General features: G+C 65.5%; 26 protein-coding genes and 1 pseudogene. 12 read left to right on the top strand and 15 right to left on the bottom strand.

Features of this window, described 5'->3' with window-relative positions; all coding sequences use genetic code 11:
* Nucleotides 1-25 precede the first annotated feature (25 nt).
* From G6N27_RS06515 to G6N27_RS06525, 3 genes are read right to left on the bottom strand one after another with little or no spacing between them, the layout of a single operon-like run.
* Nucleotides 26-1,099: an NAD(P)H-dependent amine dehydrogenase family protein gene (locus G6N27_RS06515; RefSeq protein WP_163775600.1), complete on the bottom strand. Its 1,074-nt coding sequence runs from the start codon at nucleotides 1,097-1,099 to the stop codon at nucleotides 26-28.
* 10 nt (nucleotides 1,100-1,109) lie between these two features.
* Nucleotides 1,110-1,676 carry a cytochrome b gene (locus tag G6N27_RS06520; RefSeq protein ID WP_232064899.1) on the bottom strand — a complete coding sequence of 189 codons (567 nt, stop codon included), beginning with the start codon at nucleotides 1,674-1,676 and terminating at the stop codon, nucleotides 1,110-1,112.
* On the bottom strand, nucleotides 1,673-2,695 hold the full coding sequence (locus G6N27_RS06525) for a catalase family peroxidase (protein WP_163775601.1): 1,023 nt from the start codon (nucleotides 2,693-2,695) through the stop codon (nucleotides 1,673-1,675). The genes G6N27_RS06520 and G6N27_RS06525 overlap by 4 nt, the downstream gene beginning before the upstream one ends.
* A 143-nt stretch (nucleotides 2,696-2,838) precedes the next feature.
* Between G6N27_RS06525 and G6N27_RS06530 the strand changes: the two genes are divergently transcribed.
* Both G6N27_RS06530 and G6N27_RS06535 read left to right on the top strand, forming a co-directional pair.
* Entirely contained in the window at nucleotides 2,839-3,198 is a 360-nt protein-coding gene (locus tag G6N27_RS06530) for an MmpS family transport accessory protein (protein ID WP_232064900.1), read from the top strand.
* Between the two features lie 31 nt (nucleotides 3,199-3,229).
* Nucleotides 3,230-4,531, top strand: a complete 1,302-nt coding sequence (locus G6N27_RS06535; protein WP_163775603.1) for a cytochrome P450 — start codon at nucleotides 3,230-3,232, stop codon at nucleotides 4,529-4,531.
* Nucleotides 4,532-4,625: 94 nt separating this feature from the next.
* Here G6N27_RS06535 and G6N27_RS06540 read toward each other — a convergent pair whose 3' ends face one another.
* Complete coding sequence (locus tag G6N27_RS06540; RefSeq protein ID WP_232064902.1) at nucleotides 4,626-4,889, bottom strand: ANTAR domain-containing protein; 264 nt, start codon at nucleotides 4,887-4,889, stop codon at nucleotides 4,626-4,628.
* 223 nt (nucleotides 4,890-5,112) lie between these two features.
* On the opposite strand from G6N27_RS06540, the gene G6N27_RS06545 reads away from it, so the two are divergent.
* Entirely contained in the window at nucleotides 5,113-5,784 is a 672-nt protein-coding gene (locus tag G6N27_RS06545) for an arsenate reductase ArsC (RefSeq protein ID WP_163775605.1), read from the top strand.
* A 66-nt stretch (nucleotides 5,785-5,850) separates the two neighbouring features.
* A complete protein-coding gene (locus G6N27_RS06550) occupies nucleotides 5,851-7,443 on the top strand; it encodes a Na+/H+ antiporter (protein WP_163775606.1) in 1,593 nt (530 codons plus the stop codon).
* A gap of 9 nt (nucleotides 7,444-7,452) precedes the next feature.
* Here the strand turns inward: G6N27_RS06550 and G6N27_RS06555 are convergent, their stop codons facing one another.
* Nucleotides 7,453-8,142 (bottom strand): sensor domain-containing protein, encoded by a 690-nt coding sequence (locus G6N27_RS06555; protein WP_163775607.1) that lies wholly within the window; start codon nucleotides 8,140-8,142, stop codon nucleotides 7,453-7,455.
* 234 nt (nucleotides 8,143-8,376) lie between these two features.
* On the opposite strand from G6N27_RS06555, the gene G6N27_RS06560 reads away from it, so the two are divergent.
* Both G6N27_RS06560 and G6N27_RS06565 read left to right on the top strand, forming a co-directional pair.
* Entirely contained in the window at nucleotides 8,377-8,889 is a 513-nt protein-coding gene (locus G6N27_RS06560; protein ID WP_232064903.1) for a nitroreductase family deazaflavin-dependent oxidoreductase, read from the top strand.
* Between the two features lie 98 nt (nucleotides 8,890-8,987).
* Nucleotides 8,988-10,133 (top strand): glycosyltransferase, encoded by a 1,146-nt coding sequence (locus G6N27_RS06565; RefSeq protein WP_163775608.1) that lies wholly within the window; start codon nucleotides 8,988-8,990, stop codon nucleotides 10,131-10,133.
* Here G6N27_RS06565 and G6N27_RS06570 read toward each other — a convergent pair.
* Both G6N27_RS06570 and G6N27_RS06575 read right to left on the bottom strand, forming a co-directional pair.
* Nucleotides 10,130-10,537 (bottom strand): hypothetical protein, encoded by a 408-nt coding sequence (locus tag G6N27_RS06570; RefSeq protein WP_163775609.1) that lies wholly within the window; start codon nucleotides 10,535-10,537, stop codon nucleotides 10,130-10,132. The genes G6N27_RS06565 and G6N27_RS06570 overlap by 4 nt on opposite strands.
* 85 nt (nucleotides 10,538-10,622) lie before the next feature.
* Nucleotides 10,623-11,384: an SDR family oxidoreductase gene (locus G6N27_RS06575; RefSeq protein ID WP_163781451.1), complete on the bottom strand. Its 762-nt coding sequence runs from the start codon at nucleotides 11,382-11,384 to the stop codon at nucleotides 10,623-10,625.
* Nucleotides 11,385-11,646: 262 nt separating this feature from the next.
* Here G6N27_RS06575 and G6N27_RS06580 point away from each other — a divergent pair, with 262 nt between their 5' ends.
* Nucleotides 11,647-11,856 carry a hypothetical protein gene (locus tag G6N27_RS06580; protein ID WP_163775610.1) on the top strand — a complete coding sequence of 70 codons (210 nt, stop codon included), beginning with the start codon at nucleotides 11,647-11,649 and terminating at the stop codon, nucleotides 11,854-11,856.
* Nucleotides 11,857-11,901: 45 nt separating this feature from the next.
* Entirely contained in the window at nucleotides 11,902-12,873 is a 972-nt protein-coding gene (locus G6N27_RS06585) for an aldo/keto reductase (protein WP_163775611.1), read from the top strand.
* 4 nt (nucleotides 12,874-12,877) lie between these two features.
* Here the strand turns inward: G6N27_RS06585 and G6N27_RS06590 are convergent, their stop codons facing one another.
* The 6 genes from G6N27_RS06590 to G6N27_RS06615 form a co-directional block, all read right to left on the bottom strand.
* A complete protein-coding gene (locus G6N27_RS06590; protein ID WP_163775612.1) occupies nucleotides 12,878-13,732 on the bottom strand; it encodes a transglutaminase-like domain-containing protein in 855 nt (284 codons plus the stop codon).
* Between the two features lie 163 nt (nucleotides 13,733-13,895).
* On the bottom strand, nucleotides 13,896-16,073 hold the full coding sequence (locus tag G6N27_RS06595; protein ID WP_163775613.1) for a glutamine synthetase III family protein: 2,178 nt from the start codon (nucleotides 16,071-16,073) through the stop codon (nucleotides 13,896-13,898).
* 184 nt (nucleotides 16,074-16,257) lie between these two features.
* Nucleotides 16,258-17,040, bottom strand: coding sequence for an SDR family oxidoreductase (locus tag G6N27_RS06600; RefSeq protein WP_163775614.1), 783 nt, complete (start codon nucleotides 17,038-17,040; stop codon nucleotides 16,258-16,260).
* 83 nt (nucleotides 17,041-17,123) lie between these two features.
* Nucleotides 17,124-17,957, bottom strand: a complete 834-nt coding sequence (locus G6N27_RS06605) for a PE-PPE domain-containing protein (RefSeq protein WP_163775615.1) — start codon at nucleotides 17,955-17,957, stop codon at nucleotides 17,124-17,126.
* 218 nt (nucleotides 17,958-18,175) lie between these two features.
* Nucleotides 18,176-18,712, bottom strand: coding sequence for a hypothetical protein (locus G6N27_RS06610; protein WP_163775616.1), 537 nt, complete (start codon nucleotides 18,710-18,712; stop codon nucleotides 18,176-18,178).
* A gap of 72 nt (nucleotides 18,713-18,784) precedes the next feature.
* Entirely contained in the window at nucleotides 18,785-20,236 is a 1,452-nt protein-coding gene (locus tag G6N27_RS06615; protein ID WP_163775617.1) for a catalase, read from the bottom strand.
* Nucleotides 20,237-20,392: 156 nt separating this feature from the next.
* On the opposite strand from G6N27_RS06615, the pseudogene G6N27_RS06620 reads away from it, so the two are divergent.
* A pseudogene (locus tag G6N27_RS06620) lies at nucleotides 20,393-20,851 on the top strand (cupin domain-containing protein).
* A 3-nt stretch (nucleotides 20,852-20,854) separates the two neighbouring features.
* Here the strand turns inward: G6N27_RS06620 and G6N27_RS06625 are convergent.
* Nucleotides 20,855-21,307 (bottom strand): MarR family winged helix-turn-helix transcriptional regulator, encoded by a 453-nt coding sequence (locus G6N27_RS06625; RefSeq protein WP_163775618.1) that lies wholly within the window; start codon nucleotides 21,305-21,307, stop codon nucleotides 20,855-20,857.
* A gap of 76 nt (nucleotides 21,308-21,383) precedes the next feature.
* Here G6N27_RS06625 and G6N27_RS06630 point away from each other — a divergent pair, with 76 nt between their 5' ends.
* The 3 genes from G6N27_RS06630 to G6N27_RS06640 are packed head-to-tail and all read left to right on the top strand — an operon-like array spanning nucleotide 21,384 to nucleotide 24,244.
* Entirely contained in the window at nucleotides 21,384-22,328 is a 945-nt protein-coding gene (locus G6N27_RS06630; RefSeq protein ID WP_163775619.1) for an alpha/beta hydrolase family esterase, read from the top strand.
* Nucleotides 22,329-22,387: 59 nt separating this feature from the next.
* Nucleotides 22,388-23,398 carry a glycoside hydrolase family 6 protein gene (locus G6N27_RS06635; RefSeq protein WP_163775620.1) on the top strand — a complete coding sequence of 337 codons (1,011 nt, stop codon included), beginning with the start codon at nucleotides 22,388-22,390 and terminating at the stop codon, nucleotides 23,396-23,398.
* Between the two features lie 9 nt (nucleotides 23,399-23,407).
* Complete coding sequence (locus G6N27_RS06640; RefSeq protein WP_163775621.1) at nucleotides 23,408-24,244, top strand: class I SAM-dependent methyltransferase; 837 nt, start codon at nucleotides 23,408-23,410, stop codon at nucleotides 24,242-24,244.
* A gap of 19 nt (nucleotides 24,245-24,263) precedes the next feature.
* Here G6N27_RS06640 and G6N27_RS06645 read toward each other — a convergent pair whose 3' ends face one another.
* Nucleotides 24,264-25,700 (bottom strand): DUF4185 domain-containing protein, encoded by a 1,437-nt coding sequence (locus tag G6N27_RS06645; protein ID WP_163775622.1) that lies wholly within the window; start codon nucleotides 25,698-25,700, stop codon nucleotides 24,264-24,266.
* Nucleotides 25,701-25,789 lie beyond the last annotated feature (89 nt).

Below are 25,789 nucleotides of genomic sequence, written 5' to 3' on the forward strand. Positions count from 1 at the left end.
GGTTCAGCCTGCCCGCTGCCGTCCGCTATCGAATCGTGCCGACGCCCGCGATCAGCGGCAGATCGAGCGGAGTGACCCAACCCGGGGGTAGCTCGTTGACGGCCGGCACCGCGTTGAGCGCCCGCATTCCGGTGGCCAGGCAGCCCGCGGCGGCCGCGTCCCGCCCGGATCCGTCGGTGAACCGAAACGCGGTCTCCTGCGAAATACTCGGCGTGCCTTCGATATCGACGCGGTAGACGTCGTCTTTGGTGCCGGCCGGCCAGTCCGGCGCCGCGTCCAGGCCGATGCGGTTGACGTGCTCGAGCTGGATACGGGTATGGCCTTGGTAGACGCCGTTGATGGTGAACCGGACGGCTGCGACGTGTCCCGGCGGGATGACACCCTTGGCCGTCTTGCGCTCGTTGGGGGTGATCCACTTATCCCACGTGGTGGTGATCTCGTCGAGCATGATGCCGGCGGCGTGGGCGATCATCGGGACGGTGCCGCCCCACGCGAAGATCAGCACGTCACGGTTTTCCAGCATCGGACGGAACTCCGGCTCGCGACCGATGCCCATCTCGATTTCGTAGTCGCCCTCGTAGTTGGTGTAATCCAGCAACTCCGACGCCCGGACGGTGCGCACCTCGGAACACAGGCCCATCAAGGTCATCGGGAACAGGTCGTTGGCGAAGCCGGGGTCGATGCCGGTGGTGAAGCAGGACGATTCGCCCAACTCGCAGGCCTCGGTGATCGGCGCGATCCACTGCGGCGGGTTGAGGTGCATCGTCGGCCACACCCACGGTGTCATCGCCGTCGAGCACACGTCGATGCCGGCGCGCAGGAACCGCGTCATCAAAGCGATGTTCGCGTCGGCATGCGCGGCGGTCGGGCCGTAGTGCACCAGGGCGTCGGGCTTCAGCGCGATGAGAGCGTCGACGTCGTCGGTGGCCGTCACGCCGACCGGCTCGGACAGGCCGCAGATTTCGCCGACGTCGCGGCCGACCTTCTCCGGATTGCTGACGCCGACGCCGATCAGCTCGAACTCGGGGTGTTTGACGATCTCGGCGATCACCATCTTGCCGACGAAGCCGGTACCCCAAACGACGACTCGTTTTGCCATGCGGTTCACCCTAGGCGCGGCTGGCGTCGGCCTTCTTCCGAACCCGGAAAGTCATCCGCTCGATCAGCCTGTCGCGCAACCCGAAGGTGTGCCACAGCACCGCGGAGATGTGCGCGGTGATCACCGCTACCAGCGTGAAGGCGATCACCGAATGCGCTTGGCGCAGAATCCAAAACACATCCGCGTCGAACGGCGCGATCCGCGGCAGCCGAAGTGAGCCGAACACGACCACCGGGCCGCCGGCGGCCGAGATCATCGCCCAGCCGACCAGCGGCTGGAGCAGCAGCAGGGTATACAACAACTTCTCGGACAGCACGACGACTTTGCCTTCCAGCGCGCCGATCGTCGGCGGCCACGCCGGCGGGTGGTGGGTCAACCGATTGACCACGCGCACCACCATCACCAGCAGGATGAGTGAACCCAGCGACTTGTGCACCATGACCAGCGTGCCGTGTCCGCTGACCGAGTTGACCATGACGAAGCCGACTAACAGGGCGGTGAGCACCAAAACGGCTGTCAACCAGTGCAAAATCCTGCTCAGCGCGGTGAACTTGTGGACCTCGGGTGCGTCGGTCACAGCGTGTTCTCCCTGGTGCGGCGCCGATACGACGCGGCGTAGACGGCCGACCGTGCGCTCAGCAGCGGGTCGTCGGACGGTTCGATGCCGGGCGGCAGTACCAGCGGATCGAAGTTGACGTCGCGGGCGTTGCCCTTGGCCTCGGTGCTCACCGAGTCGAGAGTCAGCACACCCGCGTCGACGGTGCGGCGATCGGCCGGCCACAGCAGCGTCGCATCGTGGGTCGGATCGTCGGGCGTGCCGACGGTCAGCATCAGCCGCCAGCGCAGCGGGCCGGCCCGCAATTGCCGAACCAGCGGATCGAACAAGGCATCGGGCCCCGACGTCGGCGGCAGTGCCTGCTGCAGCGGAATGAAGCTCCACCGCACCGGATTTCGCACACCGGACTGGCTGACGAAGTAGAAGGCGTTCAAGCCGCTGAAGACGCTGTCGGCGAAACCGGTTGTCGGCGGATGTTGTTTGAGGATCGTCGTGGCGCGCGCCGCGGGCGGGTGGCTGGCGTAGAACCGCGTCATCGCCGCCGGATCGGGCTTGCCGGTGCCGGGCACGATGGCCGTCGCGACCAGCCGGTCATAGATGCTCTGCGGCGAATCATCAGGAAAGACAGGAAGATTCAGCATCGCGGTACGCCACTGCTGGCTGCCCGGAAAGCCGAATGCCAAACCGAGGCCCCGGCCCGCTGCGGGACTGTCAGCGGTGTGTGGGTTGCCGCCGGCCCCGGAGAATCGGCCGAGCACCGGGGTGCGGCCCGGCGCGAACACCGCCGCCTTGGACAATTCACGGCCGTTGCCGTTGCTGTCGAACCAGCCGGTGACGGATACCCCTTTGGCATGGTTGGTGCGGTATTTCGGATGCCGGCCGAACGCGTTGTTGAAGGCGTCGAGAAAGGCCTGCGGCGTCAACCGCGAGGGGCCCAGCCAGTTGAATGCGGTCAGCAAGGCGGCGGCGTCGGCCGCCAGGAAAACGCACACCGCGGCAGCGCCGCGGAGCAGATCGCGCCGTGCGGGTAGTTCAGCCATCGAGTAACTCCCTTCGGCAGTTCCACGACGATTGTCGGCCATCGGTTCGATCGCGGCACACCGTGCGTTGGCGTCGCGGAAAAATGAATCGAAAATGGCCCGTCCCCCGGGGCCGGAGTGTCACCATGGCCCGGGAGGTGACCATGACGAGCAAACCGTCGATCGTCTTCGCTGCGCTGCTCGCTTTCGCGACCACGGTCGGACTCTGCGGAGAGGCGAGCGCAACCGGCCCGCCGCCCGAGGTGACGTACGAATTGAGTGGCAGCGCCCCGGTGGCCGACTACATCTCGTACCAGACCGACAGCGACGTATCGGGTCAGGTGCAGCAGGCGCATGTGCCGCTGCCGTGGAAGACACAGTTCAGCGTCGACCCCGGCAACCCGGTCCTGGTGATCAGCGCGCAAAGTGCCGGCTCGATCACCTGCACGATCATGGTCGATGGCAATGTGGTCAGCCAGGCGACGGCGAACGGCGCACGCGCGCGCACAGTCTGCACGCACTGATCCGGACTAGGCTCGCGCCTAAGCCCGCTCAATGACGAGGACGGTGCACATGGGCATTGCGACCCGCGTGAACGGCACGGCCCCACCCGAGGTCGCATTCGGCGACATCAACCTTGGCGCATGGGATTTCTGGTCGCTCGACGACGATGTGCGCGATGGGGCGTTCGCCACACTGCGGCGTGAGGCACCGATCTCGTTCTGGCCGGAGCCCGTCCAGGAAGGCTTCCAAGCGGGTGCCGGGCATTGGGCGCTGACCAACCTCGACGACGTCTTCTTCGCCAGCCGCCACCCCGAGATCTTCAGCTCCAGCCCGAACATCACCATCAACGACCAGACCCCCGAGGTATCCGAGTACTTCGGCTCGATGATCGTGCTCGACGACCCGCGACACCAACGGCTGCGGTCCATCGTCAGCAGAGCGTTCACCCCCAAGGTGGTGGCCCGGATCGAGGCGTCGGTCCGCGAGCGGGCCCACCGACTCGTTGCCTCGCTGATCGCCAATCATCCCGACGGCAAGGGCGAGGCGGTCACCGAGTTGGCCGGCCCACTGCCGTTGCAGGTCATCTGCGACATGATGGGCATCCCCGAGGAAGACCACCAGAAGATCTTCCACTGGACCAACGTCATCCTCGGTTTCGGCGACCCCGACCTCACCACCGAATTCGATGAGTTCCTTCGGGTTTCGATGGAGATCGGCGGCTACGCCTCCGCCTTGGCCGAGGAGCGTCGCAGCAATCCCACCGACGATCTGACCACCAGCCTGGTCAATGCCGACGTCGACGGCGAACGACTCACGTCGGCCGAGGTCGCGTCGTTCTTCATCCTGCTCGCCGTGGCCGGCAACGAAACCACCCGCAACGCGATCAGCCACGGACTGCTCGCCCTGACCCGCTATCCCGAGCAGCGCACGACGTGGTGGGCCGACTTCGACGGTCTTTCGCACTCGGCGGTCGAGGAGATCGTGCGATGGGCTTCGCCGGTGATTTACATGCGGCGCAGGCTCACCTGCGATTTCGAGCTGAGCGGGACGAAGATGGCCGCCGGCGACAAGGCGACGCTGTGGTACTGCTCGGCCAACCGCGACGAACGAAAGTTCAAGAACCCGTGGATGTTCGACGTCACCCGCGACCCGAATCCGCACGTCGGTTTCGGCGGCGGGGGTGCGCACTTCTGCTTGGGCGCCAACCTGGCCCGTCGCGAGATCCGGGTGATGTTCGAAGAACTCAACCGCGAAATACCCGACATCGCCGCCACCGAGGAGCCCGCGCGGCTGCTGTCGCCGTTCATTCACGGCATCAAGACGCTGCCGATCGCCTGGACGCCGCCAGGCTGATTCCGGCGCATTCCGCGCAGCCGGGCGGCGCCGGAACCTTGTTGCGGAAACGCGCCGGGCGTACGGTGTCCTACCCGCTGACCCTGGTGCGTTTCTAGACCGCCAGCGCGGGGGTGGCGAACAGCTGCCCCCACTCGTGACGAGCCGCCGACTGGGCGTCGGAGGATGTGTGCACGCACTCCTCGCCGCCATCGGCCAGATGCACCAACGCCCATGCCATCGCGAACACCGGCATCCGGTGGCGTTGTGCCGCGCTGATCAGCTCGTGAAAAGCCGCTTCGGACGAGCATCGGCGAAGGCCGATGAGGATGCCCTTCGCGGTGTCGAGGATGCGACCGCCGTGCACTTCTGTCGTCATACCGTGCCTACCTCCTATGGCGCATACGCTCCACGCATGACCCCGTGCCATGATTTGCGGCCGTCCCCGTCGACGCCAGATCATTGCCGGTTTCGGTACGCACCCGTGACCGACTTGGTACACACACGGTGAATAACGCGGCGCGGTAATGGTATTCACGCAAATTTACGGTGTGGCAAATTACTTATTGACTGGCGGTGGCATCCCGCTGACGATGAGAGCGATGACGTACGACGCCGCCATCGGGCCCGAACAGCACCTCGAGGTATCCCTCGACGTGCAGCGGGCGCTTGAAACCTGCGCGGTGAAATTGCAGAGCGAATTCGCCGACAGCTTCGACGCAGAAACCGTCCGACGGTCGGTCTACGTGTCATACGAGAAGCTCGCCGCCCATGCGACAATTCGGGATTTCCTGCCACTGCCGGCAGAACGATTCGCCCGGCAACAACTGCATGCTCGGGCGAAAATCAACAGCACTTCGGGTCGCGAAATGCTCGTCGTACTGTTTCTGTGCAACCACAACGCCGGGCGATCCCAGATGGCCCTCGGGTACTTCAATCACTTCGCCGGCGGCGGGGCGGTGGCGTGGTCGGGCGGGTCCGAGCCGCAAGGCGAGATCAACCCCGCCGCCGTTGCCGTCATGGCCGAGCGCGGCATCGACATCTCCGGCGAATTCCCCAAACCCTGGACGGGCGAGACCGTCCAGGCCGCGGACGTCATCGTCACCATGGGCTGCGGGGAGCCCGGTCCTGCCGTTGCAGGCCGTCGATACGAAAACTGGGCGTTCGAGGACCCGGCCGGCAAAGACCTGCCCGATGTGCGCGTGATCCGCGATGAGATCGAACGTCGCGTGCTATGGCTGCTCGACGACCTCCGCATCCCGATCCGGCCGTGAACCGGCGCTCGGCGCGCGCGAGCCGTCGAGATGAAAGTTGACCTGTCCGTACAGCATGATGTGCAAGTGTTCGGGCTTGTCGTCATCGTCGTGCTGTTCGCGGTCGTCATCGTCGGCACGGTGCTGGGCCGGCGTTACCGCGTCGGCCCGCCGGTTCTGCTCATCGGGCTCGGCGCACTGCTCGGTTTGGTCCCCCGGTTCGGCCATGTGCGACTCGACGGCGAAATCGTGTTGCTGCTGTTCTTGCCCGCAATCCTCTACTGGGAGAGCCTGAACACCAGCTTTCGCGAGATCCGCGCGAACCTGCGCGTCATCGTGTTACTCAGCGTCGGTCTGGTGATCGCCAGCGCCGTCGCGGTGTCGTGGACCGCGCGGGCATTCGGCATGGAATCGCACGCCGCGTCGGTCTTGGGCGCCGTGCTCTCCCCCACCGACGCCGCGGCCGTCGCCGGTCTGGCCAAGCAGTTGCCGCGACGGACCCTCACCGTGCTGAAGGCGGAGAGCATCATCAACGACGGCACCGCGCTGGTCTTGTTCGGTGTCGCCGTGTCGGTGGCGATGGGCGGAGCGCCGGTCGGGCCGGTGGATCTGACCGTCCGATTCGTGCTGTCCTACGTCGGCGGTATCGCCGCCGGCCTGCTGATCGGCGGTGTCGTGACCCTCGCCAGGACCCGGCTCGACGCGCCGCAGGAGGAAGCCGCGCTCAGCCTGCTGACGCCGTTCGCCGCGTTCCTGCTCGCCAACGCGATCGACTGCAGCGGGGTGGTCGCGGTCCTGGTGTCGGCGCTGGTGCTCGCCTACGCGTCGCCGCGGGTGATCCGGGCCCGGTCCCGCCTGGTGACGTTCGCGTTCTGGGACATCGCGACGTTTCTGATCAACGGCGCGCTGTGGGTGTTCGTCGGCGTCCAGCTCCCCAGCGCGGTGCGGGGAGTCTCCCGGGTCGACGGCGGCATTCACCACGCCCTCGTCATGGCGGTCGCCGTCACCCTCGTGGTTGTCGTGACTCGGATCGTCTGGGGAGAGGTCACGACGGTGCTGGTACGGACCGTGGATCGGCGTGAATCGCAGCGCGAACGGCGGATCGCCTGGCGGGTACGGATGGTGTCCAACTGGGCTGGATTCCGCGGCGCCGTCTCACTCGCCGCGGCGTTGGCTGTCCCGCTGACTACTCACAGCGGCGCGCCTTTCCCGGATCGCAACCTGATCATCTTCGTGGTGTCGTTCGTCATCCTGACGACCGTGCTGGTCCAGGGCAGCACGCTGCCGGCCGTCGTCCGGTGGGCCCGGATCCCCGAGGACGTCGCCCACGCCGACGAACTGCGCCTTGCCCGATGCCACGGCGCGCAGGCGGCGCTGGACGCGTTGCCGTTGGTGGCCGCCGAACTCGGCGTCAGCGATGAACTGCAGAACCGCCTGCAGGCCGAATACCGGCAGCACGCTGCGCTGGTCAGATCCAGCGACGACGGCTCGGCCCCCACCGACGCCGTGGAACGCAGCGACCTGCTTCGGCAGGTGCGACTCGGCGTGCTCGAGCACAAGCGCCGCGCCATCACCGAACTTCGCGACACCCGTCGCATCGACGACATCGTCTTGCTCGAAGTGCAGGCCGCAATGGACCTCGAAGAGGCGCGACTGCTCGGGCCGTCGGGACCTGACTGACGGAATCCCTTAGCGCGTCGCCACTTTCGCCACGATCTGGTTGGCGATGTCGACCGCGGAGTTCGCCGGGTTGGCGCCGCACGTGTTGACGTCGACGATGACGTTGTTCTTGACCGCCAGCGCCCGTCCGCAGGCCCACCCGCCGGCTTTGGCTTGCTGCTGAGTCGAGATCACGCTCAGCGCGCCGTTGTCGTCCGACATCGGCCCCACCGTCCACTGTGTTCCGGACTGCGTGTGGGTGTACTGGTGACACGCGGGCCATCGCAGGCCTGATGCGATGAAGAAGACCTTGGCCTGTTTGGCGGTCGGAAACAACACCACCGCCTGTTCGGCGTAATGGGTGAAGCCGTTGCCGTCGTTGAGTGCCTGATCGCGCACGGCGGTGAAGCCGCTGTTGGCGTACACCTGTGCCTGAGCCGAGCCGTCGATGGCGAGGCATTCAGGCGGCTTCATGGTGGCGGCGTCGTCGGACATCGCGTCGTGTTTTCTGACGACCGACAGTTCGGTGGCGCCCATCAGCGGGTTGATCTGCGCCGGGGTGAGCAACAGTGTGTCGAGTTCACGCTCGACGACGGGCCGCGGAATCAGCGACGTCACCGTCGTCGTCGTCGAGGTCGTGCCGGCTTGGTTGCTACCGCCGCACCCCGCCGCGAGAATCCCGACGCCGGCCACGGCGAGTGTGGCCGCCCACTGGCGCATCTCCGCTATCCCATCACCCGTCGCGGTCCCGATCCGATCTCGCAGCACGATATTCAACGGCGTTGCCGGTCAGGACTCGCGATGACCACCCTACCGTGCGCATCGGCCAGTAATACCAGGGCATTAGAGCAATTTTAGGCTCTGCTCAGTGATTCCAAATAGAGCCGGGATCGTTTGCGGAATGCGGATCTTCAAAGGGCTCACGGAGTCCCGCGAATTGAGTACCGTCGACGTGTGTCCCTTCGACGGGAAAGCCCGATTCGCGGACGACGGCTGCGGCTCGACGAAGCCCTGATGGAACGGGCCCTGATGAGCCCGCCCGGTTACCAGTTCGTCCTCCGGCTCGCGCCACGCATCGACAAGGCCCTGATCCCGAGGACCAACGGACGCCTGAGTTCGGTCGGCATCGACAAGGTCGGGCTGGTCACCACGACCGGGGCGAAATCCGGTCTGGCGCGCACGCAACCGCTCGTGCTGATCGAAGACTCCGACGGACTTCTGGCAATCGGGTCCAACTACGGTCGCCCGGCACATCCGGGGTGGAGCAGCAATCTGCTTGCACACCCGGAATGCACGGTCGAGTTCAAGACGGCGTCCGCGCAGTATCGAGCCGAGTTGCTGAGCGGCGCGCAACGCGCTTCGGCGTGGGCCACAGCCGTCGACTTCTACGCCGGTTACGAGCGCTACCGCGTCAGCTGCTCACCCAGAGAGATCCGTATTTTCCGCCTTCGGCCCGCTGCAGTGTGAGCAGTCCGCGCGCCGCGACCTTCGGTGTTCACAGCCTGTTCAGCTACTCGTCGGTGTCAGATCGTTGACCGCACACGAGCACCGGTTCTGCTAACTAGATGCGTGTCGTTCAGGTCGCCAATTTCTACGGACCTCGTTCCGGCGGCCTTCGCACCGCCGTCGACCGGTTGGGCGCGGAATACTGCGCTCTGGGCCATGAGGTGTTCCTCATCGTGCCCGGTCGAGGCCCCGAGCACGCTCGGCTCTCGACTGGTGTTGTGCGAATCACCGTGCCCGCCAGGCTGATTCCGTTCACCGGCGGATATCGTGCGGTGCTGCCGGGACCGGTGCGCGAACTTCTGCGATCGCTTCGACCGGACACTTTGGAGGTTTCCGACCGGCTCACCCTGCGCTCGCTGGGCCGCTGGGGTCGCGAACACAACGCGACAACGGTGATGATCTCCCACGAGCGCCTGGATCGCCTTGCGGGCCAAGTACTTCCACGCCGCGCGGCTCGCAGGTTCGCCGACTACGCCAATCGGCGCACCGCGGCTGACTACGACACCGTGGTGTGCACGACGGGTTTCGCCCGCGAGGAATTCGATCGCATCGGCGCGACGAACACCGTCACGGTTCCGTTGGGTGTGGACCTGGAGATGTTCCACCCGTCGCGGCGCTCGAGCGCGATGCGCCGGCGCTGGGCCGAGCCGAACCAGATCCTGCTGGTGCACTGCGGCCGGCTGTCGGTGGAAAAGCGGGCCGACCGCAGCATCGACGCGGTCGCGGCGTTGTGCGACGCCGGCGTTCAGGCCCGGCTTGTGGTGGTGGGCGACGGCCCGTTGCGGGCCCGGCTGCAGCGGCAGGCCGCTCGGCTGCCGATCGATTTCACCGGGTTCATCTCCGACCGGCACACCGTCGCCGAGCTACTGGCGTCCGCCGACGTCGCGCTGGCACCGGGCCCGCACGAGACATTCGGTCTGGCCGCGCTGGAATCGCTGGCCTGCGGGACGCCGGCCGTGGTCTCCCGCACCTCGGCGCTGGGCGAGATCATCACCGCGGACAGCGGCGCGCTGGCCGACAACAACCCGGTAGCCATCGCCGAAGCCGTCAGCGCGATCGTCGGCCGCCCGGAAGCTCATCGGCGTGACGCCGCACGGCGCCGCGCCGAGATGTTCACCTGGCAGCGGGCTGCGGTCGGCATGCTGACCACGCTGGGCGCCGCATCGCGGCCTGACGACCGCGGCGACTCCCAGCACACCGCCTAGCCGCGGCTCGGGCCGGCAGGGCCCACCTGGCCGGTGAGCGGGTTGACCTGGACGGTCATCGGCCCGCCGGTCGGCTGCTTGGCCTGCCCTTGTGCACGCTGCTGAGCAGCCTGGGCGAGCGCGTTGACCACCGGGTTGTTTTTCAACATCTCGCGGCGATCCTCTTCGGACAGTTCGTAAAACGACCACAGGCCCCACGCCGCGGGCCGGACGTAGATTGTGACTTTCTGGTGCCGCCGCTTGTTCTGCGTGAGCACCGCGGGCACGGGCACGACCCGATCCAGCGTGGCAGAACTGACCAGCTCCTGGGCGATCTTGTCCACGTCCACCCCGTCTTGCAGTTCGTAGACCATCGACTGGTGGGGTGAGTGGGCCGGGCTCTGGAGGGCCATGAACCACGCCATCCGCGTCTCCTTCAATCGTGATTGTCAGGCGCAACTGTAGAGGACGCGGCTGCCTGCGACCGCCGTAATCCGGCGGCGGCTCTGGCTAATTGGTGTCCGGGAAGGCGACCTGGGCGGCGGGCGCGCCCCGCGCGACCACCACCGGCATCGATGTCGAGGAGTTCGTCTGCAGAATGGTCTGTACCACCTCGATGAGATCCTCGACGGGCATCAGCTTGCCGGGCATGCAGCCGCCCGATACCCACAGCGGATAGGCCTTCATCGCCAGATCCATGTCCCAGCCGGCGTTCATACCGGTAGCCGCGTCACCCTCGCCGCCCGCGCACTCCCCGACGATCAGCGACGTGAAGCCGACGTCCGGGTGCTCGGCCCGCCAGGCTTCCACCAGTCGTTCCAGCGCGGCCTTGCTCACGCCGTACGCGCCCAGGCCCGGCCACGGCGGCCCGAAAGAGCCTGCGTCAGAAGACAGATACACGGCCTTGCCCGCTGAAGCCGTCAGATGCGGGATCGCCGCGGCCGTCGCCAACGATGCTCCGATGACGTTGGTGTCGAAGATGCGCCGCCAGGTGTCGGCACCGGTGTCGACCATCCGAACCAGGGGGCTGATCGCGGGCGTGTAGATGAGATTGTCGATACCGCCCAGGGCTTCGGCCACCTGATCGAACGCGGCGCGACATGAGCTCTCGTCGACGACGTCGCATTCGACGGCGATCGCGCCGTTGCCGGCCTCCTCGGCCGCCGATTCGATGCGCTCGCGCCGTCGCGCGAGCAGGGCAACCTGTCCGCCGCGCTGAGCCAGACCGATACCGATGCAGCGCCCGAGACCACTCGATGCGCCGACGACCACTGTCCGTGACATATTCGCCCTTTCTTGTAACGTGCCCCGCTGCAGGCACAGCGTATCGGCCGCCCCGACGGGTCGCTCACCCGCGGCGGCGACTCCGGATTTCAGCCGACGGCGGGACTTCACATCCGGTTTGCCAGATGGTGTGTCCGGATAGCCAGCAGCCCGACGGTGTGTGAGTTTAGACACATCGCTTAGGGGTTAACCGCAGCTCAAATACGGTTTGGTACGCGCCGCGTACCCGGGAGTCGGGAGAGTGAAGGCGATGAGCGAGACGTCTCTCGCGGTAGCCGAGATTGCTACCGCGGACGAGCGTGACTACGACATCTGGCTGGCAACGCTGACCCAGGCGACGGAGCGGCTCGACGAGTTGCAATCCCTCGTCATCGAGTTGCGCGAGCTGTGCGCAGACGACGATGTCGTGCAGACCCGGCAGGTGATGGACGTCCTGGAGAGGCACGGCGCGACGACCTGAATCTCTGCCTGACCCGTCGGCGTCCAGATCGCTACCGTGGGGAGGATGAAGTATCTGGACGTCGACGGAGTCGGCAAAGTCAGCCGAATCGGCCTGGGAACCTGGCAGTTCGGGTCGCGCGAGTGGGGTTATGGCGACAGTTACGCCTCAGGCCCCGCGCGCGACATCGTTCATCGTGCGCGCGCGTTGGGCGTCACGCTCTTCGACACCGCCGAGGTGTACGGGCTGGGAAAGAGTGAGCGAATCCTCAGCGACGCGCTTGGCGACGAGCGCGAGCAGGTTGCGGTGGCCACCAAGATCTTTCCCGTCGCCCCGTTTCCGGCGGTGGTCAAACAGCGCGAGCGGGCCAGCGCGCGACGACTGCGGCTGGAACACATTCCGCTGTACCAGATCCACCAGCCCAACCCGGTGGTCCCCGACTCGGTGATCATGCCCGGCATGCGTGAGCTGCTGGACAGCGGAGCGATCGGCGCGGCCGGTGTGTCGAACTATTCGTTATCGCGGTGGAAGCAGGCCGATGCCGCACTCGGACGACCGGTCATCAGCAACCAGGTTCACTTATCGCTCGCCCACCCGCGCGCACTCGACGACCTGGTGCCCTTCGCTGAGCAGGAGAACCGGGTGGTGATCGCGTACAGCCCACTGGCGCAAGGACTTCTGGGCGGCAAGTACGGCGTCGACAACAGACCCGGCGGTGTGCGGGCGATCAACCGGCTGTTCGGCACCGAGAACCTGCGCCGCATCGAGCCCCTGCTGCAGACCTTGCGCGACGTCGCCGACGACGTGGGCGCCAAACCCGCGCAGGTGGCGCTGGCGTGGCTGATCAGCCTGCCCAACGTCGTCGCGATCCCCGGCGCCTCCAGCGTCGAGCAGCTCGAATTCAACGTCGCTGCAGCCGATCTCGAGCTGAGCGCGGATGCTCGCCAAGCCCTGACCGACGAGGCTCGCCGATTCCAGCCGGTATCGATGCGGCGTTCGCTGACGGACTCGCTCCGCGAGAAGCTCCTGCGCCGGTGAAGCGCTAGCTCAAACTCACCAGGTGGTCGATCGAGTCGATCGGCAGCTCGCCGTCGACGTAGGCGGTGACCACCATGTTGGTCAAGTTGATCGAGCCCTTGTGGTTGTCCAGGAACGCGGTGTCGGCGGCGTCGCGGCCGGTGGCGATCCGCACCATCGACTGCCGGGGGGCCAGGCACGTCGCGTCGACGACACGCCACTCGCCGTCGACGAACGCCTCGGCCACCGCGTGGAAGTCCATTGGATCGCATCCCGGCGGATACACCGCGACCAGACGGGCGGGCACGTTCAGCGCCCGCAGCAACGCGATAACCAGGTGCGCGTAGTCGCGGCACACCCCGGCCCCGGCGAGCAGTGTGTCGGCGGCGCCGTCGATCGGATCACTGGATCCCGGTACGTAATTCAGCCGCGCGCCCACCCACGCCGCAACCTTTTCCAGCAGCGTGGCCGAATCGGTGTAGTGGCCGAACTCGGTCGCCGCGAAGCCGAAGAACTTGTCGGCCTCGGCGTAGCGGCTCGGACGCAGATAGGTGGTCACGTCGATGTCGTGGACCGGGGCGGGCTCGGCTTCGCCGGCGACCGTCGCCGAGTACGACAGCTTCACGGTTCCCTGCTCGACGTCGATCGCATGGATCCGTGTGTCGTGTTGCCCGATGATCTCGCGGGGCTGAATCTCGTTGCCGTTCAACGTGATTGTCAACGACTCACGGATGTCGAGCCCAGGCATCCGGGCCACGGCGACCTGGAACTCCAGCGTCGTGGCAGCCGTGACCTCGACTTCGATCTCCGTACCAACCTCGCGGTTGGCCGTCGTCGTCGCCACGCTTTGCCCACGCACTTTCTGCCGCCATGAAGGCATGCCGGTACCACCTCTTTGTTGTCGCAGTCATTGAGCGCCGAGACAACGACCGTGCCCTCGACCGATGTCCCACGAAGCTTTCGCCGCACACCATCGGCTGCGGACTCAACCAGGGCGCAAACGCTTGCGTTCAGCGTACAGGTGGCCGCGCAGGCTACGTGCCCTAGAGGACGTACAGCATCTCCTGGTAGGTGGGCAGCGGCCACAGGTCATCGGCGACAATGGCTTCGAGCGCATCCGCGGCGGCCCGGATCGCGTCCATCGCCGGCAACAGCTCATGCTGAGCGTGCTTGGCCTCGTCGAGCGCCGACTCTCCCGAGTGGTTGGACAACGCGGCTTTCAGCGTTTCCAGGCCGGCCTCGAGGTCGGCGATCGGACCCGACACCGATTTCAGCGCGGTGAGGCTCGGCTCGACGCCGGCGGCCTTCAGCGCCGCGACGTTCTGCGCCAACTCCGTCTGGTAGCGGATTGCGGCCGGCAGGATGATCGTCGAGCCGATCTCCAGCGACAGCTTGGCCTCGACCGCGATCGTCAGCGCGTACTGCTCCAAGCGCACCTCGTAGCGGCTGTGCAGCTCGCGCTCGTTGAAAACCCCGTATTTCTCGAAGAGTTCGACCGCTTCCGGCTTGATCAACTCGGGGATGGCGTCCAGGCTCGTCTTGAGGTTCGGCAGGCCTCGCTCGGCGGCCTCGATCTGCCACTTCTCCGAGTAGCCGTCGCCGTTGTAGACCACATCGCCGTGCTCGGTGATGATCTCGGTCAGCAGAGTCTGCACTGCGGTGTCGAACTCCTCCCCGCCCTCGATCGCCTTCTCCAGCTTGGTGGCCATGTAGTCCAGCGAGTCCGCCATGATCGTGTTGAGCACGATCAGCGGCACGGCGACCGTCTGCCCGGAACCGGGTGCCCGGAATTCGAACCGGTTGCCGGTGAACGCGAACGGGCTGGTGCGGTTGCGGTCGCCTGGGTCGGTCGGCAGCGGGGGCAGCGTGTCGACACCAATGATCATGGTGCCCTTGCCCTTTGACGACGTGGCCGCGCCCTTGGCGATCTGCTCGAAGACGTCGGCGAGCTGCTCGCCGAGGAAGATCGAGATGATGGCGGGCGGCGCCTCGTTGGCACCCAGGCGGTGGTCGTTGGTGGCCGACGCGACCGAGACGCGCAGCAGCCCGGAGAACTTGTGCACAGCGCGGATCACCGCGGCGCAGAACACCAGGAACTGGGCGTTCTCATGCGGGGTGTCGCCGGGAACCAGCAGCGAACCCAATTCGGCGTTGCCCATCGAGAAGTTGACGTGCTTGCCCGACCCGTTGACGCCGGCGAACGGCTTCTCGTGGAACAGGCACTCCATGCCGTGCTTCTTGGCGATCGTCTTGAAGATCGTCATCAGCAGCTGCTGGTGGTCGGAGGCGATGTTGGCCCGCTCGAACATCGGCGCGATCTCGAACTGGCCGGGGGCGACCTCGTTGTGCCGGGTCTTGGCCGGGATACCGAGTTTGAACAGCTCCCGCTCGGTGTCCATCATGAAGCCGAGGACACGCTCGGGCACCGCCCCGAAGTAGTGGTCGTCGAACTCCTGACCCTTCGGCGGCTTGGTGCCGAACAACGTGCGACCGGCGTTGATCAGGTCCGGCCGCGCGAGGAAGAAGTGCCGGTCGACCAGGAAGTATTCCTGCTCGGGACCGCAGAACGACACGACGTGGTTGAGGTCCTTGTGACCGAAGAGCTTCAAGACGCGCTCGGCGTGCACACCCATGGCCTGCTGGCTGCGCAGCAGCGGCGTCTTGTAGTCCAGTGCTTCACCGGTCATCGAGACGAAGACGGTCGGGATGCACAGCGTGTTGCCGTTCGGGTTCTCCAGGATGTAGGCCGGGCTGGTGGCGTCCCAGCCGGTGTACCCGCGTGCCTCGAAGGTGCTGCGCAGCCCGCCCGACGGGAAGCTGGACGCGTCGGGCTCGCCCTGGATCAGCGTCTTTCCGGCGAATTCGGCAAGGGTCGCACCATCGGAGACCGGCTCGAGGAAGCTGTCGTGCTTCTCGGCGGTGAAACCGGTCATCGGGTAGAAGACGTGGGCGTAGTGGGTGGCGCCCTTTTCCAGCGCCCAGTCCTTCATGGCGGCGGCAACGGCGTCGGCGACGGCAGGGTCGAGTTTCACGCCTTTGTCGATGGTCGCGACGACAGACTTGTAGACGGCTTTGGGTAACCGGGCCTGCATCTCCGCCTTGGTGAAAACACTGGAACCGAAGATCGAGCCCGGCATCTCGCCCGGGTCGAAGCTGACTGCCGGAGGCACGTACGCCTCTACATTGGTGATCGCTGCCAGGCGTACTGCGTTGCCGCTCAATTGAGTCCCTATCGCCACGATGCGTCGCATCGAATTTGCCGGTTATTGCTCGGCTGACACTAAGGAGATTCGATGGCGGGAATGTTACACAGCTGTCAAATGCTGATGGCGGCGAAGTTTGCGAGGTCAAGATCGCGTTTCGTGGCGGCCGATGCTTCGGCAACCCATTTCGGACAGTCGCGAATTAGGTGACCCACTCGGGCTGCTGCGCGGTCTCGACCGTGGAGAAGTCCTTGTGCGCCAGGCCCGCGGTGCAGCCACCGTCGACCACGAACTCAGAGCCCGTCGAATAGCTGGATTCGTCGCTGGCGAGGTAGATCACGAGGCTGGACACCTCCTGCGGCTCGGCGGCACGGCCCAACGCGGTCTGGAAGAGGTCGTCGGGAACCCACTCCGTCATCGGTGTCTTGATCAACCCCGGATGGATCGAGTTGACCCGAATGCCGCTGGGCCCCAACTCCATTGCCGTCGATTTGGTCAGCCCGCGCACGGCGAACTTCGTCGCGGTGTAGCCGTGGCAGGCGATGGTGCCGGCCATGCCCTCGATGGACGAGATGTTGATGATCGAGCCGCGACCGGCCAGCTTCATCGGTCCGACGACAGCGCGGATACCAAGGAAGACGCCGGTCAGGTTGATGTCGAGAATGCGATGCCATTCCGACAACTCGTAGTCCTCGATGAGACCGATGTTGATGACGCCGGCATTGTTGACCAAGATGTCGACACCGCCGAATTCGTCGACCGCCACAGCGACCACGCGTTCCCAGTCTTCAGGCCGGGTGACGTCGAGGTGCACGTAGCGGGCGGCGTCGCCGGCCTGCTTGGCCACCGCTTCGCCTTCGGAGTCCAGGATGTCGCCGAAGACCACCTTGGCTCCTTCGCCCACCAGCGCCCGAACGTGCGAGGCACCCATCCCCCGTGCCCCGCCGCTGACCACCGCGACCTTGCCCGCCAGTCGTTCCGCCATCGATTCCTCCTGCGTCACCGGCGGCGTGGGAGTGCCGCTCAGCAGCGCAGCCTAGCGGCGCGGACGGTTCGTCCGGCGCCTTTTCAGAACAGGACGCTGTCCGCGATTTGCAGCTGCGTCCACAACGCTTCCAGGCTGTTGACCATCGCGTCGTGAATGGTGAAGTAGTTGGTGATGCCGTCCACCACGGGTGCACCCGCGGTGGCGATTTCCGCCGGCGTCAGACCGAGATATTCGAGGTGGTCGGTGAACAGGCCGAAATCGTTGAGGCCGTGGTCGTAATTCGCCCAGCCGTCGCCGGACAGGCTGTAGACGTCGGTTGGGTAGAGGTTGTTTGGCGTGGTCTGTCCGAGCACTTCATTGGCGCCGAAGTGCTTGAACACATCGAGCACGTACGGCCGCCAGGATTCCGGAAGGTCGTTGACGAACGCGTTCAAAAAGCCGCCTTCGGCTGATGCGCTGTCGCCCACCATGACGAAGTGCAGGTCGTCGGTCGGAATGTGATCGGCGGCGAGCTGCTGCTCGGCCATTCCCGCGACCACGGAGCTCTGCGAGTAGCCGAAGACGTAGAGAGGATTGTCGTTGCCGAAATCACCCGCAGCATAATCGCTTTCAACGTTGGTCACCAATTCGTTCACGCCGTAGTCCACCGCGTGGTCCAAGCCTCCGCCCGGTACCACCTCCGGCATATTGAGGGTGCTGATGTTGCTGCCGTCGGCCGCGGCGTGGAAGCCCGACGGCTCGAGATACAGCTTGACCGCCGCATCCGCATACGCTTGGTTGTCGACCGGAATGATGATCATCGCTTCGTCGACCAGCCTGTACTCGGCGTGAACGAATCGGTGAGCGTACGTAAGAAATATCGATCCAGCCAAGATCGGTGGTGCAGCGAGAACGGCGCTGACAGCAGCCTTCATCGAGAAAATCCAATCAAGATTGGTATCTGGATGTGCAGCCAGTTGCCGGGCCGAATACGGGCTGGCTGTGTTGTCATGGTGCGCCCGGACCGGGCGGATCCAGGACAGCGTCACCGTAGCGCCATCCCGGCCGACGGGAAGGCGGTTTGACAATATTCCGGTGGCGGCTCGCGCGTCAGTTCAGTCTTGCGCGCAAAATCTATTGCGCCGCAATGTCTTCAGAGCCAGCCGGTACGGGCGGCGGCGACCTGCTCGGCGGGGGCAGGGGCCAGATCGCCATCTCGCACGCCGTCGAGCATCCGCTTGACCGCCGCGACGATCTCTGGGGCTGCCGCAGCGAGTCCCGCCTTGTCGGCCTCGGGGACCTCGTCCGCATTCACCCCGGCTCGGGTCAGCACCGCCGCGGGGTCGGCCAGCTCACCGGCGAGCCAGGAGACCGGGTCGGCGGACAGCTCCGGGACGAAGTTGCGGTGGCTGGGCTCCCAACCCTTGAACCTGGGATGGTGATGGGCCCGATCCAGCGTGCCGGCCGGACTCTCGGTCGATCCGAACAGGTCCACCCGCCACACCGGGCGACCAAAGTTGATCGGGACGCCGGCATAGATCGAACCCGCGGGCGCGCCGCGCTCGACAACGCGCAGTTCGAGTCGGACTCCACGTTCCGGAGTCTCCTGGCCTTCGAGCGGGTCCGGGTCGACGAAAAACATGTCGCCGACCACCACACCCAGGGATTCGAATCCGAACGCTGCGAGCATCGCAAATCTCTCCTCACGCCCGTGGCATTTCCTTGAAGTCTATGCGCCGACGAGCGTGAGGAGAGCGAAGCCTCAGCTCGACGCGCTTGACCGGAACTCTTCCTCGATCTTCTTGCCGAGATCCGAATCGACATTGCGCCAGTATTCGAAGGCCCGCGACAGTACAGGCTCCTTGACGCCCTTGGACAGGTGCCCAACGACGTTGTGCACCAGCCGATCTCGTGCGTCATCGTCTAGTACCTCGCGCACCAAGGTACCGGCCTGACCCCAGTCGTCGTCCTCTGCGCGCAATGTGTAGGCGGCGCGGATCATCTCGCCGTCAGCCTGCCAGCGCACCTCGGCGGCACGTGCCGGGTCGGCGTGCGGGCCGCCGTAGGAGTTCGGCGCGTACACCGGATCGGTGACGTTCTTGATCCGCATCGCCCCGTCCTTGGAGTAGCTGTTGACCTCCACGTGCGGCGAGTTGACCGGGATCTGCTTGTAGTTGGTACCCAGCCTGGCGCGGTGCGCGTCGGCATAGGAGAAACCGCGGGCCAGCAGCATCTTGTCCGGACTCAGACCGGTGCCCGGGACCATGTTGTTCGGCTCGAACGCGGCCTGCTCGATCTCGGTGTGATAGTCGGTGACGTTGCGGTCCAGCGTCAGCCTGCCGACGTCGATCAGCGGATAGTCGCTGTGCGGCCACACCTTCGTCAGATCGAACGGGTTGAATCGGTAGGTCTTGGCCTCCTCGAACGGCATGATCTGCATCTTCAACGTCCAGCTCGGGAAGTTGCCGCCCTCGATGGCTTCGTAGAGGTCGCGCTGGTGGTAGTCGCCGTCCTCGCCGGCCAGCTGGTCGCCCTCGTCCTGGGTCAGGAATTCGATGCCCTGATCGCTGATGAAGTGATACTTCACCCAGAAAATCTCGTCATTCGCGTTGATCCAGCTGTAGGTGTGACTGCTGTAGCCGTTCATGTGTCGCCAGCTCTTGGGAATCCCGCGATCGCCCATCAGCCAGGTCACCTGGTGGGCCGACTCGGGTGTCAGCGTCCAGAAGTCCCACTGCATGTTGTTGTCCCGCAGATTCGTTGCCTGCATGCGCTTTTGTGAGCGGATGAAGTGCTGGAACTTCATGGGATCGCGCATGAAGAAGACCGGCGTGTTGTTGCCGACCATGTCGAAGTTGCCCTCCGACGTGTAGAACTTCAGCGAAAATCCGCGCGGATCCCGCCAGGTGTCTGGGCTGCCGCGCTCGCCGGCGACGGTGGAGAACCGAATCAACGTGTCCGTCTTGGTGCCGGGCTGGAACACGGCGGCTCGGGTGAACTTGCTGACGTCGCTGGTCACCTCGAAGTGGCCGAACGCGCCCCCGCCCTTGGCGTGCGGTTGGCGCTCCGGGATGCGTTCCCGGTTGAACTGGGCCATCTGCTCGATCAGGTAGTGGTCCTGCAGCAGGATCGGGCCGTCGGGGCCGACGGTGAGCGATCGCTTGTCGCTCGGTGCCGGCGCACCCCCGTCTGTGGTGGTGAAAGGTTCGGTCATGTCTGTGTCTCCTCATATTGCAGCGGCGCCGGATGGGTTACAGCGCAGCTGTCCGGTAGAGGTACCCGTAAACGGACCGGATTATCGTGCGGTCAGCCAAGAAACAGGCCGAGTAGTCAGTCGTTGGCTCAAGAAGGCGGGTCTACGGTGGAAAGCATGGCTAGCCCCGACGGTTTCCATCCCGACTTCTCCAACGATTGCTCGACGAGCGCCATTCGCAATCGTGTGCGCCACATCAAGTCATCCGAACTCGATGCGAACACGGCTCAGACCGATGGTATGCAGCGGTTCGCTGCCCTGAGCAGAACTACCGTGGGCAGCGAGAAATTGTAGATGGGTGAAACGCTGGCCGCACCGGGCAGCGTCTCAGCGAACCACCACCACGGTGACTCGGAGACCATGATCTACATCCGCAGCGGGCATCCCGAATTCGTATTCTTTGACGGAACAAGCGAAATTCGCGTTCGGACCGAGCCGGGCGACTACGTCTTCGTCCCTCCGCACCTGCCGCACCGAGAGGAAAATCCCGACCCGGTGACACCGGCGGAACTGGTAATCGCGCGAAGCAGCCAAGAAGCGATAGTCGTCAACCTGCCGGCTTTGTACGCGCTGTAGATCTCACGTTGACTCCCCCGCTTCGGCAGACAGCAACGCCACCAGCGTCTCGCGTAGCTCTCCGAATCGTTTCTCGCCCAACATATCTCGCCATTTCTTCTCTATGTCGAGCGCATTGGAGCGCATGACGCGCAGTGCGTGACGGCCCCGGGGCGTGAGCTCGACGATCCGCGCCCGGGCGTCCGACGGGTGAGGATTCCGCACGACGTAGTCGTGCCGTTCCAGTGCGGCCACCGCCTGCGCCACCGCCTGCCGGCTGACGTTGAGGCGGTCAGCCAGCTCCGATGCATGCAAGCCGCCGGCCGCCAGCGGCACCAAGGCGACTGCTTGCGCTGGCCGGATCCCGTCCAGGCCGGCGGCCGCGAATGCCGTCCGCAAGCGCGGCGCTCCCGACGCCGCCACCAGATTCAGCAGCGCCGGCACCGTCGGCTCCCACTTCGCGTCGGCACCTCCCATGGGCCATCAGTGTGCCACTGTCGTGAATTTTGACAAGATACTTGTCAATCTGTGTCGCGCCTGCCACGATGGCCGCATGCGATCCGGACACTTTCGAGCACTCCTTGCCGTGCTCTTCGGAGCCTCGGTTGGGCTGCTCGGCGGATGCCTCGGTGGCGGCCACGCACTCGGAACACCGGGCGCGCAGTCGATCCCGGTCGGACAGTCCACCCAGACCATCGATGTCGGCGGGGTCAGCCGAACCTTCCATCTGTACCGGCCACAGGGTCTGAGCGATGGCGCGCCACTGGTGGTGATGCTGCACGGCGGCTTCGGAACCGGGACGCAGGCCGAACGCGCCTATCACTGGGACAGCGAAGCGGACGCCCGCCATTTCCTGGTCGCCTACCCCGACGGAATCATGCGCGCGTGGAATGCGGGGAGCTGCTGTGGCGAGCCGCAACGCACCAACGCCGACGACGTCGGCTTCATCACCGCGATGGTCGGCGCCATCGGGCAGGAAATCCCGATCGATCGGGCCCGGGTCTACGCCACGGGCATGTCGAACGGGGCGATGATGGCGCTTCGATTAGGTTGTCAGACAGACACTTTCGCGGCAATCGCGCCCGTGGCGGGCACGCTGCTGACCGACTGCTCACGGGCACGGCCGACATCGGTGCTGCAGATCCACGGCACCGCCGACGACCGAGTTCCCTACCACGGCGGGCCGGGCAAGGCATTCTCCGCCGACGGGACAGCACGCGTCGACGGCCCCTCGGTGGAGTCCGTCAACGCGACCTGGCGCGGCATCGACGGGTGCGGACAACCCGACTCGACGACCACCGGCGACGTGACGACCCAGACGGCCGGCTGCGCCGACGGCCGCACCGTCGAATTGATCTCGGTGGCCGGAGCGGGCCACCAGTGGCCGGGGGGTGAACCGAGCCCGCTTGCCCAACGCCTCGGCAATATCCCGGCGCCGTCAACGGCGCTCAACGCAACCGACACCATCTGGCAGTTTTTCGCCCCGAACCACCGGTAGCAGGACGCCGCAGCTTCGGCGATTGGCGCTCGGGGTTCGGGAGCACTACTTTTCCAGAGGTGACCTTCTCAGCTGCTGGTGCAGTCACACGGTGGATCGTTCCCTTCCTGACATTTGTGGCCGTTGCCGGCACGGGTCTTGTCGCCGACCCTGCGGTGCGCCTGGTGGACAATGCCAACCCGTTGGCCGGCGCGCCCTTCTATGTCAACCCGACCTCGGCGGCGATGCGCGCAGCTCAGAAGGCCGATCCGCCGAGTCCTGAGTTGACCGCCGTCGCCAACACTCCGCAGGCGTACTGGATCGTCCCCGGGTCGTCGGCCGCGACGGTGGCGAAGTACACCGGCGACGCGCAGGCCGCCGGTGCCATCCCGGTTCTGACGATCTACGGAATCCCGCACCGCGACTGCGGCAGCTTTGCGGCGGGCGGCATGGGATCGGGCGACGCCTACCGCGGGTGGATCGACGGCATCGCATCCCAGATCGGCGCTTCCCGGGCAGCGGTCATCGTCGAACCCGACGCGCTCGCGATGGCCGACTGCTTGTCCGGTGACCAGCGCCAGGAACGCTACGACTTGATTCGCTACGCCGTCGACACGCTGACGCGCAATCCAGCGACCGCCGTGTACGTCGATGGTGGTCACATCCGCTGGCACAGCGCCGAGGACATGGCCGACAGGCTCAACAAGGCCGGCGTCGGCCACGCGCGGGGTTTCAGCCTGAACGTTGCGAACTTCTACACCACCGAGGACGAAATCGGGTACGGCGAAGCGATTTCTGCGCACACCAACGGTTCGCACTACGTCATCGACACATCGCGCAATGGCGCCGGACCGGCGCCCGCGTCCAGGCTCGACTGGTGCAACCCGAGCGGCCGAGCCCTGGGCACTCCGCCTACCACGGCGACCGCGGGCGCGCACGCAGACGCCTATCTGTGGATCAAGCGTCCTGGTGAGTCCGACGGATCGTGCGACAAAGGTGATCCGCCGGCCGGGACCTTCGTGAATCAGTACGTGATCGACCTGGCCCACAATGGGGGCCCTGTCGATCTGGCGCGCAGCACGGGCCATTAGTTTGCCTCGATGAACCACGCGCCCGACGACAAGATCGATGCCAGCATCCTGACCGGCGTCTCCGAAACGGCTCTGATGACGCTGAACGGCCGGGCCCATCAGGCAAGCCTGCCGGACGCGATCATCGATGACCCGATGGCGATCAGGCTCGTCGACTCCATCAACTTTGACTTCGACAAGTTCGGCCGCAAAGGCCAAGAGATGGCAGTGCGCTCACTGGCTTATGATCGGTGCGCGATCGAATATCTGACCAAGCATCCACAGGCCACCGTCGTCGCGCTGGCGGAAGGCCTGCAGACCAGCTTCTGGCGGCTGAGCAGCGCGCTGCCCGATGCTCAATTCCGTTGGTTGTCAATCGACTTGCCCCCCATCATCGAATTGCGCCAGCAACTGCTGCCGTCATCGCCGCAGATCACCTACCTCGCGCAGTCCGCGCTGGACCGCAGCTGGATGGATGCGGTGGACAGCAGCAATGGTGTGTTCATCACCGCTGAGGGCCTGATGATGTATCTGCAGCCCGACGACGCGATGGAACTGATCACCCAGTGCGCCAAGCGGTTTCCGGGTGGACAGATGATCTTCGACCTGCCGCCGGTGCTCGTCAAGAAGCTCGCGCCGAAAGGCATGCGGGCAACGCGTCGGTACCGCGTTCCACCGATGCCGTTCAGCCTCCGGTTGTCTCAACTGGCGGACCTGGTGCACACCGTGCCCGGCATACGGGCGGTGCATGACCTGCCGATGCCGAAAGGCCGAGGTTTGTTCTTCGGCACGATATTTCCGGCCTTCTGGCAGCTGCCGGTGATCAAGCAGTTCCGCGGTGCCTACACCTTGCTGGAATTCGGCTGACCCTCCGACTCAGCCGGCGTCAGGGCAGCACCGTGTGCATCAACATCACGCTGTACGCCGACCACAGGGACAACGTGAAGTAGAGGTCTCTGCCCGATGACCAGGGGTGGATGAACGGCGCATAGATTCCGCCCGGGATCTGGGTCGACGTGACCAGCACTTGCGCAGCGCTCCATGGTCCCTGCGGCGCCGGAGCCGTCCTGATGACGACGTTGTTGGAACCGTTGCAGTACAGCACCACGTACTTCTGGAGATACGGGTTGTACTGGGCCGACATTTCGCTGACCGGCGCCGGGATCACCGCCGAGGCGGCCCACGGCTTGTTGCGTACCCATGATCCGTTGCTGAAGAAGGGTTTGTTCCAGTACTCGTACTGAGTCAGGTCCAGCACCGAACCCTCGGGCACTCGCGCGACATACGCCGCACCACCGCGGCCGGACGGGGTTCCGAACGAATAGACGTAACCGTCGCCGGGCCGCATGAACGCCCCCTGCTGGAAATTCTGGTTCCCCGAGACGAACGGTGCTCCCGGTACGCGGCCCCACCCGGCCGGACGAATCGTCGCGGGGTCGACGGCCCAGTTTTGGCCATTGTCAGTGGACGCCGCGATTGCCGAGAAGTTCGTCGTCCACCGGCCGGGATTGCCCCATTGCTTGACGGACATGAAGTTGACGTATTGGGTCGTCCCGACGGCGATTCCGGCGGTTGGAATGACGGACGGCTCGCTTGCCACCAGGTTGAGACTGTCGATGATCTCCTTGGAGAAACTCGGTTGATTCTCCGGTGAGCCGGAGTTCTGGTCGCCGATCACGCCGTCCGGCACAGCGATTCCGTCCGCGAGCGAGCGGTCCGAGCTGCGGAACAAGGTGTTCCTCCGCCATTGCTGGCCCGGGACGCTGCAATCGCCGTAGGTGTCCCCGAATGCGAGGAGCACCTGGTCGTTGCTGGGATTACCGTTGTCCCAGACGATTCCGAGGTCGGCGCCGGAGATGCCGAACCGTTGGTAGGTGTTGTTCGGGCTTGCGGGTCCGTCCAACCAGCCGGCGATCGATGTGGTCGGCGTGGCCACCGCGGCAGCAGGGGCCGGAGCCGTATTCGGATTCTGCTGCATGGCATTCGGGCCCGGTTGATTGCCCATGTCGGGCGGATTGGGCCACGGTATGACCCCCGCCTGGTCTTGTATCGGCGCCGAGTTGAGCGAACCCGGATTAGGCGACAGCGGACCCAGCCTCGGCAACGGGGCCGCGTCGTCCGCATCAGCCGGCTTGCGCCCTATCGGTAGGTGATCGACCGACCGCGGGAAGGGCAGGGTCGGCACGACGCTGGCTCCCGGCGCAGGAGTTGTTTGCGCGCACGGTGCGGCGGTCGCACGTGGTGCCACGCCCACCGGAGCGATCAGTCCGATGGCCACCGCCGACGCCGCCGATACCGATGCGATTCGTCGAAGCGCCGACATGTCGCACTCATTTCACGTCAGGGGCGTCGCCGTCGACTCCCGCAACTAGTTGACGTGACAATAGTGATTTGTGTGCACTCTGCGAAAGG

Source organism: Mycobacterium cookii, from assembly GCF_010727945.1.
In the GTDB taxonomy this organism is placed as follows: domain Bacteria; phylum Actinomycetota; class Actinomycetes; order Mycobacteriales; family Mycobacteriaceae; genus Mycobacterium; species Mycobacterium cookii.

Bases quoted from the DNA above. Each gene is read 5' to 3' on its own strand.
- G6N27_RS06590 (WP_163775612.1), bottom strand. From the start codon at position 13,732: ATGCCTTCATGGCGGCAGAAAGTGCGTGGGCAAAGCGTGGCGACGACG.
- G6N27_RS06630 (WP_163775619.1), top strand. From the start codon at position 21,384: ATGCGATCCGGACACTTTCGAGCACTCCTTGCCGTGCTCTTCGGAGCC.
- G6N27_RS06585 (WP_163775611.1), top strand. From the start codon at position 11,902: ATGAAGTATCTGGACGTCGACGGAGTCGGCAAAGTCAGCCGAATCGGC.
- G6N27_RS06570 (WP_163775609.1), bottom strand. From the start codon at position 10,537: ATGGCGTGGTTCATGGCCCTCCAGAGCCCGGCCCACTCACCCCACCAG.
- G6N27_RS06580 (WP_163775610.1), top strand. From the start codon at position 11,647: ATGAGCGAGACGTCTCTCGCGGTAGCCGAGATTGCTACCGCGGACGAG.
- G6N27_RS06645 (WP_163775622.1), bottom strand. From the start codon at position 25,700: ATGTCGGCGCTTCGACGAATCGCATCGGTATCGGCGGCGTCGGCGGTG.
- G6N27_RS06545 (WP_163775605.1), top strand. From the start codon at position 5,113: ATGACGTACGACGCCGCCATCGGGCCCGAACAGCACCTCGAGGTATCC.
- G6N27_RS06610 (WP_163775616.1), bottom strand. From the start codon at position 18,712: ATGCTCGCAGCGTTCGGATTCGAATCCCTGGGTGTGGTGGTCGGCGAC.
- G6N27_RS06540 (WP_232064902.1), bottom strand. From the start codon at position 4,889: ATGACGACAGAAGTGCACGGCGGTCGCATCCTCGACACCGCGAAGGGC.
- G6N27_RS06600 (WP_163775614.1), bottom strand. From the start codon at position 17,040: ATGGCGGAACGACTGGCGGGCAAGGTCGCGGTGGTCAGCGGCGGGGCA.
- G6N27_RS06555 (WP_163775607.1), bottom strand. From the start codon at position 8,142: ATGCGCCAGTGGGCGGCCACACTCGCCGTGGCCGGCGTCGGGATTCTC.
- G6N27_RS06535 (WP_163775603.1), top strand. From the start codon at position 3,230: ATGACGAGGACGGTGCACATGGGCATTGCGACCCGCGTGAACGGCACG.
- G6N27_RS06615 (WP_163775617.1), bottom strand. From the start codon at position 20,236: ATGACCGAACCTTTCACCACCACAGACGGGGGTGCGCCGGCACCGAGC.
- G6N27_RS06530 (WP_232064900.1), top strand. From the start codon at position 2,839: ATGACGAGCAAACCGTCGATCGTCTTCGCTGCGCTGCTCGCTTTCGCG.
- G6N27_RS06515 (WP_163775600.1), bottom strand. From the start codon at position 1,099: ATGGCAAAACGAGTCGTCGTTTGGGGTACCGGCTTCGTCGGCAAGATG.
- G6N27_RS06605 (WP_163775615.1), bottom strand. From the start codon at position 17,957: ATGAAGGCTGCTGTCAGCGCCGTTCTCGCTGCACCACCGATCTTGGCT.
- G6N27_RS06525 (WP_163775601.1), bottom strand. From the start codon at position 2,695: ATGGCTGAACTACCCGCACGGCGCGATCTGCTCCGCGGCGCTGCCGCG.
- G6N27_RS06625 (WP_163775618.1), bottom strand. From the start codon at position 21,307: ATGGGAGGTGCCGACGCGAAGTGGGAGCCGACGGTGCCGGCGCTGCTG.
- G6N27_RS06565 (WP_163775608.1), top strand. From the start codon at position 8,988: ATGCGTGTCGTTCAGGTCGCCAATTTCTACGGACCTCGTTCCGGCGGC.
- G6N27_RS06640 (WP_163775621.1), top strand. From the start codon at position 23,408: ATGAACCACGCGCCCGACGACAAGATCGATGCCAGCATCCTGACCGGC.